The 6161-nt window shown below is 32.0% G+C and carries 6 protein-coding genes and 2 tRNA genes; all 8 read right to left on the bottom strand.

Annotation, left to right across the window (positions count from 1 at the left end; translation table 11 throughout):
• Nucleotides 1-3: 3 nt before the first annotated feature.
• Nucleotides 4-77, bottom strand: a tRNA-Gly gene (locus HMPREF2642_RS05560).
• 22 nt (nucleotides 78-99) lie between these two features.
• A tRNA-Leu gene (locus tag HMPREF2642_RS05555) sits at nucleotides 100-186 on the bottom strand.
• 275 nt (nucleotides 187-461) lie between these two features.
• A complete protein-coding gene (locus HMPREF2642_RS05550; RefSeq protein ID WP_037551231.1) occupies nucleotides 462-920 on the bottom strand; it encodes a SprT family protein in 459 nt (152 codons plus the stop codon).
• A complete protein-coding gene (locus HMPREF2642_RS05545; RefSeq protein WP_070597719.1) occupies nucleotides 913-3063 on the bottom strand; it encodes a Tex family protein in 2151 nt (716 codons plus the stop codon). The genes HMPREF2642_RS05550 and HMPREF2642_RS05545 overlap by 8 nt, the downstream gene beginning before the upstream one ends.
• Nucleotides 3064-3228: 165 nt before the next feature.
• Entirely contained in the window at nucleotides 3229-3999 is a 771-nt protein-coding gene (gene sigB, locus HMPREF2642_RS05540) for an RNA polymerase sigma factor SigB (RefSeq protein ID WP_002435824.1), read from the bottom strand.
• Nucleotides 3974-4453 (bottom strand): anti-sigma B factor RsbW, encoded by a 480-nt coding sequence (rsbW, locus tag HMPREF2642_RS05535; RefSeq protein ID WP_002435518.1) that lies wholly within the window; start codon nucleotides 4451-4453, stop codon nucleotides 3974-3976. Before rsbW ends, sigB begins: the two co-directional genes overlap by 26 nt.
• Before the next feature lies 1 nt (nucleotide 4454).
• Entirely contained in the window at nucleotides 4455-4781 is a 327-nt protein-coding gene (locus HMPREF2642_RS05530; protein WP_002435753.1) for an anti-sigma factor antagonist, read from the bottom strand.
• A 101-nt stretch (nucleotides 4782-4882) separates the two neighbouring features.
• On the bottom strand, nucleotides 4883-5860 hold the full coding sequence (locus HMPREF2642_RS05525; RefSeq protein WP_211181889.1) for a SpoIIE family protein phosphatase: 978 nt from the start codon (nucleotides 5858-5860) through the stop codon (nucleotides 4883-4885).
• Nucleotides 5861-6161: the final 301 nt, after the last annotated feature.

Raw genomic sequence — 6161 nt, 5'->3', positions numbered from 1 at the left:
AAATGGAGCGGGTGATGGGAATCGAACCCACAACATCAGCTTGGAAGGCTGAGGTTTTGCCATTAAACTACACCCGCATGTAGTATTAAATATATGATTTGGTGCGGCCGAGAGGACTTGAACCTCCACGGGATTAACTCCCACTAGGCCCTCAACCTAGCGCGTCTGCCATTCCGCCACGACCGCTGGCAAAACGCATAATTAAACTTTTAATTATCGAGAACAATAACTATTGTAAATTGTCGGTTACATTTTGTCAACACAAAATTAACTTAAAATTAATATTGTTAATTAAGGTTTGTTTTGCTTTCCTTGTTAAGACAACGATATCTATAATATATCATGTAATAATTATTGTCAATGTTTTTCACAACAAAATTTATATCAATTATAAAAAAGGTTGTTAGAAAACAGCATCTGCTTTTAACAACCCTTTTACTAAATATATATTTATATTTTTTCTATTTCTCAAAAACTTTAACTAATTTAAGTTTGCCACCGCAATGCCCGCATCTCATTATTTGAGTGTTCACTCTTTTAATACGTAAATAATTAGCTTTACAACTGACACATTGATATTTGTAATTAGCTCGACTTTCATATGTTTCAGTCGGATTGCAAAACCTTGGTGCACCTACTTTAGCGCTTAAAGCTTTAAAATCTGTATCTCTGTGTTGATACCCTTTACCAGCAAGATGAAGAAAATAATGACAAAGTTCATGTTTAACTATTTGAACTATCGCATCTTCTCCAAAATGCTTTAATTGTTTAGGGTTTATTTCTATATTGTGGCTTTTTAACAAATATCTTCCACCTGTAGTACGTAATCGTTGATTAAAATAAGCCTTATGTTTGAAAGGTACTCCAAAGTATTTGATGGCCAAGTTTTCAGTTAATCTTTGAAGTTCAATATTATTCATTTGGATCAATCATCGTTAAAAATACTTTGCCTTTATTTTCATCGATATCCAGAATCCAAACATCCACAATATCTCCCACACTTACAATATCCATAGGATTCTTTACAAATTTCTTAGAAAGTTTAGAAACATGGACTAATCCATCTTGTTTAACACCTATATCAATAAATGCACCAAAATCTACTACATTTCTAACAGTACCATTTAATTTCATGCCTTCATTTAAATCTTCAATGGATAATACATCAGATTTAAGGATTGGTGTCTCAAATTCATCTCTTGGATCTCTATTAGGCGCAATAAGTGATTTGATAATATCTTCTAGAGTGGGTTCACCAATATTCAATTGTTTCGCAAGCCCTTCAATATTCACATCACTTAATGTTGATTTTAATTGATCCGTACCTATATCATCAGCGCCTAAACCTAGTTGCTCTAATATTTCATAAGTCACTTCATAACTCTCAGGGTGAATCGCAGTATTATCTAATGGTTCTGAGCCATCAACGATACGTAAAAAGCCTATACTTTGTTCAAAAGTTTTAGAACCCAACCGTTTAATTTTACTAATTTCTTTATTATGTTTAATAGGTCCATTTTCTTCTCTATAATCAATAATATTTTGCGCAATAGTTGAAGATAGTCCTGAAACATATTGAAGTAAAGATTTTGAAGCTGTATTTACATCTACGCCTACTTGGTTAACTGCAGTTTCAACTACGAAAGTAAGCGCATTGCTTAATTCTTTTTGATTTACATCATGTTGATATTGACCTACCCCAATAGATTTTGGATCTATTTTAACTAATTCGCTTAATGGATCTTGAACTCTTCTACCTATAGATACAGCGCTTCGTTCTTCAACTTGAAAATCTGGAAACTCTTGTCTGGCAATTTCTGAAGCAGAATACACAGAGGCTCCCGCTTCATTGACAATGATGAATTGAGCATCTAATTTATATTTTTTAATTACATTTGCTACAAATTGTTCAGTTTCACGGCTAGCTGTTCCATTTCCAATCGCTAGTAATTCAATTTGATAATCTTTAATCATGTTGACCAGTTCTTTTTCAGAAGCTTCGATTTTAGATTTTGGAGGATGAGGATAAATGACGCTTTTAGCAATAAACGTTCCAAAAGGATTAATAACTGCTAACTTACATCCCGTTCTAAATGCCGGGTCCACACCGAGAATTTGTTTTCCTTTCATAGGTGGTTGTAAAAGTAAGTTTCTTAAGTTCTCACTAAAAACATCGATGGCATGTGTTTCTGCTTTCTGAGTTAAATCTCCTCGAACTTCTCTTTCAATCGAAGGCATAATTAATCGTTTAAGACTATCTTCAATAGCCTCTGCAATATAAGGACTTGCTTCATTATTTACTTGAATTAATTGTCGTTCAATGTCTTTTTTAATTCTTGATGTGTCAAATTCTATTTTAACGTTTAATACTTTTTCTTTCTCCCCACGATTCATAGCTAAAATTCTATGATTTGCAACACGCTTTACTGGTTCAGAATAATCATAATACATTGAGAAGATTTCTTTTTCATCTTCTGCTTTTTTCTTCTTAGCAGACACAATTTGACCTTGATGATATACATCTTTTAAAAGTCTTGAACGATATTTAGGGTCATCTGAAACTTGTTCAGCAATAATATCCTGTGCCCCTTTAATAGCATCTTCTACTGTAGAAACTTCTTCATTTATGAATTCTTGTGCTTTTTCATCAACATTCTTATCTAAATTCTTCTGAAGTAACCATTTTGCTAAAGGCTCCAACCCTTTTCTTTTAGCTTCAGTAGCACGTGTTTTCTTTTTCTGTTTATAAGGACGGTATAAATCTTCAACTCTTTGTAGTTTTGTCTGTTTAATAATATCTTTTTTTAAGTCTTCAGTTAGCATGCCTTGTTGTTCAATACTATGTATCACTTCATCTTTTCTTTTTTGAAGATTTTCCATATATCTATATTCATCATCAATTTGCTTAATTTCAACTTCATCTAGACCACCAGTTGCCTCTTTACGATATCTTGCAATAAATGGCACAGTGTTGTTATCTTCTAAGAGTTCAAGAACTGATTTAATTTGTTTCTCTGAAAAAGAATACTTTTCAACGATTGTTTGAATTAAATTTTTGTCCATTGTTCTACCACGCTTTTCTTTAAAAATTTCTTCACTAGTTTAACATAATTTTATAACTAGATTCTTCCTAGATATAATTTAGAATGCTTTAATCTTTTTTAAAGTTAAAAATTCTAACATATAAAAAGAAGTTCATTAACTCAGTCAATGAACTTCTTTTTATATTTATTGTTTAGCTGCTTCTTGCAACTTTTTGATTGCAGTACGTTGCAAGCGAGAGACATGCATTTGACTTAAGCCAATACGTTCGCCTGTTTCCTTTTGGCTTAAACCTTCTATAAATGTACATTGAATAATTTGTCTTTCTCTATCAGATAATATAGGTAAAATACGTTCTAGAATCATTCTCTTTTCAGTTAAATCATAATTATCATCTTGTTGACCCATAATATCTAATAGAGTGACAGTTGATCCGTCTTTATCTGCTTCAATAGAATGATCAACACTGAGCGCATTATAACTTTGACCCATCTCCATCGCTTCCAAGACTTCTTCATCCGAAACTTCAAGTCGTTGAGCAATTTCACTGATGGATGGTGAACGCTCAAGCTCATTTGTAAGTTCGTCACTTATCTTTTTAATTCTTGGACCAATTTCTTTAATACGTCTTGGTACATGAACACTCCATGTTTTATCTCTTAAATACCTTTTTATTTCACCAATTACGGTTGGAACTAGGAATGCTTCAAATTTTCGATCAAATGACAAATCAAATCTATTGATGGCCCCTATTAAACCAACCATACCAACTTGAACTAAATCTTCATGATGTGATTGCCCTTTTGAATATTTATATGCTAAAGATTCTATTAGTTTGCGGTAATGCGTAACTAATTTATCTTGAGCTTGGCTATTTTCATTTTCTTGGTGCTCTTTAATCCATTGGTTAATTTGTTCAGGTGATACATCATTAGCTGATTTCGACTCTTTCGCCATTATTTCGCACCTGCTCTTTTTTAATATACTTAATCATACTGATTGTAACACCAGATTCTTTATAGACCTTCACTTCGTCCATTAATGATTCAATAAGGAATAATCCTAAGCCGCCTTCGCGAAGAAAATCAATGTTTTCGTTATCGTCGTAAGGACCTAATTTTGATTTTGTTGTTTCATAATCAAAGCTTTCACCTTGATCTGAAATAACTATTTTTATTTTATCATCAAATATCTCAAAACATAAATTAATCATACCGGTTTCAGTATTTTGTTTATAAGCATGTTTTACAGCGTTAGTCACTGCCTCACTTACAGCTATTTTAGAATCTTCAATATCGTCATAAGATGCTCCAGCTCTTGAGAATACACCAGATAATGTTAAACGTATTAAACTTACGTATTCCGCAGAGGCTGGTAACCGCATTTCAATGTAATCTTGTCTTGATTGCATGTTATTCAACCTCCGTTCCTTCATTAACATGCATTAAATCTTTCAAACCGGTAATATCAAATAATCTACTGATTCGATCAGAAACACCTAATATATATAAATCTTTATCATTTTGGTTTAATGCTTTTAACGTTCCTACAAATAAACCTAATCCTGTAGAGTCCATGTAACTTACGTTAGCTAAATTAACATGAATGTCATGAGTCCCTTCTTGTCGCATTGGTACAAGTACCTCTTCTAATTCAGGCACTGTATATACATCTAATTCTCCGCCAACTTTAACTTCATAATAATCGTCATGAGTTACAGTTTCTATATTAAGATTCATTCGATACACTCCTAGTCTTTATCAAATCTGCTTCATTTCTACATTTGTGTTCAAAAATATGTATACCCTACGACTTGAAACTTTAATCTAAATTAGTTAAATTAATTTACTCTTTTTATAATTAAAATTGTCATATCGTCTTTTCTACTAGGATTTTGAACTTTTAAAATTCCTTCATAAATAATTTGAACTATATCTTGTGGATGCATATGTTTATATTTTTGTATTAAATTTAACAATTTATCTTTATCGATAAATTCACCTTCTCTATTTCTTGCCTCAGTTACTCCATCAGTAAAGATAATTATTAAATCTTCGAGATAAATAGGTATCTCTTGTTGATTATATCGAGTCTTCTGACTTACTCCAAGCACACGCCCACGAACGTCAATCTCTTCAAATTGTTCTGTTTCAGCTCGATAAATATAACCAGGCTCATGCCCTGCAGAACTACAATATAAAAGATGATTCATTTCTTCATACAAGCCATAAAACATCGTTACAAACATATTTTGGTTGACGTTTTTTTCGACAACTCGGTTAAGACGCTTTAATCCATCACTAGGCAATTGAGAGTGACCATATGAATCCATTCCAAATTTAATCATACTCATAGCTAAAGCAGCAGGTATACCTTTACCGATAACGTCCGCAACAGCGAAACTCATAGTCCCGTCTTTATGATCAATTAAATTAAAATAATCGCCACTTACCTTTTGAGCCGCTACGGAAATTACACCGATTTGTATACTATCGAATTGAGGTATATCTGTTTTAAGCATAGTTTGCTGAAGTCTAGAAGCCAAATCAATTTCTTTGTCGTGAACTTGTAATTTATTAACTAATCTTTGATAATCTCTATAACTATAACCGAATCCTTTTACTACCTCTTGAAGGACATCTAATGTACCGAGTATTTCTTTTTCTTCTAAATCTAATTGGTTAATATATGATTTATGAATTTCTACAATATCTTCTGGCAGTAAATCCTTTTTAATTACTTCATTTGTAAATTCTTCGCACTTTTTTATAAGTTGCGTTCGGTTTTCAGTAGTTAAACTTTCTTTTACAAGTTCCATATAATCTTTCTTAAATTCTTCCACAAGATGTGCCTCCTTACTTCCAATTCACAATTCCATATGCTTTTAATCTGGTACTTTTTGGAATTCTTTTTTATCTATAAAATGAATAGCAAATAACTAAAAAGCCACAGTTTCTTAATATCTAAAAAAGACTTTAGGATTGGAATACCTAAAGCCGAAAAACTCAAGACATTCTTTTATAATAAATGTATTTACATAATAACTATAATTATATGCTATTTAACTAATGAGAGGTAGCACTAGTCTTGATTTGCAAAAATTCTTGATGTAAGCAATC

The sequence above is a fragment of the Staphylococcus sp. HMSC055A09 genome, assembly GCF_001809655.1.
GTDB classification, from domain to species: Bacteria; Bacillota; Bacilli; order Staphylococcales; family Staphylococcaceae; genus Staphylococcus; species Staphylococcus capitis.
The sequence above is the reverse complement of the archived record's forward strand: the minus strand, read 5'-3'. Positions and strand labels throughout refer to the sequence as shown.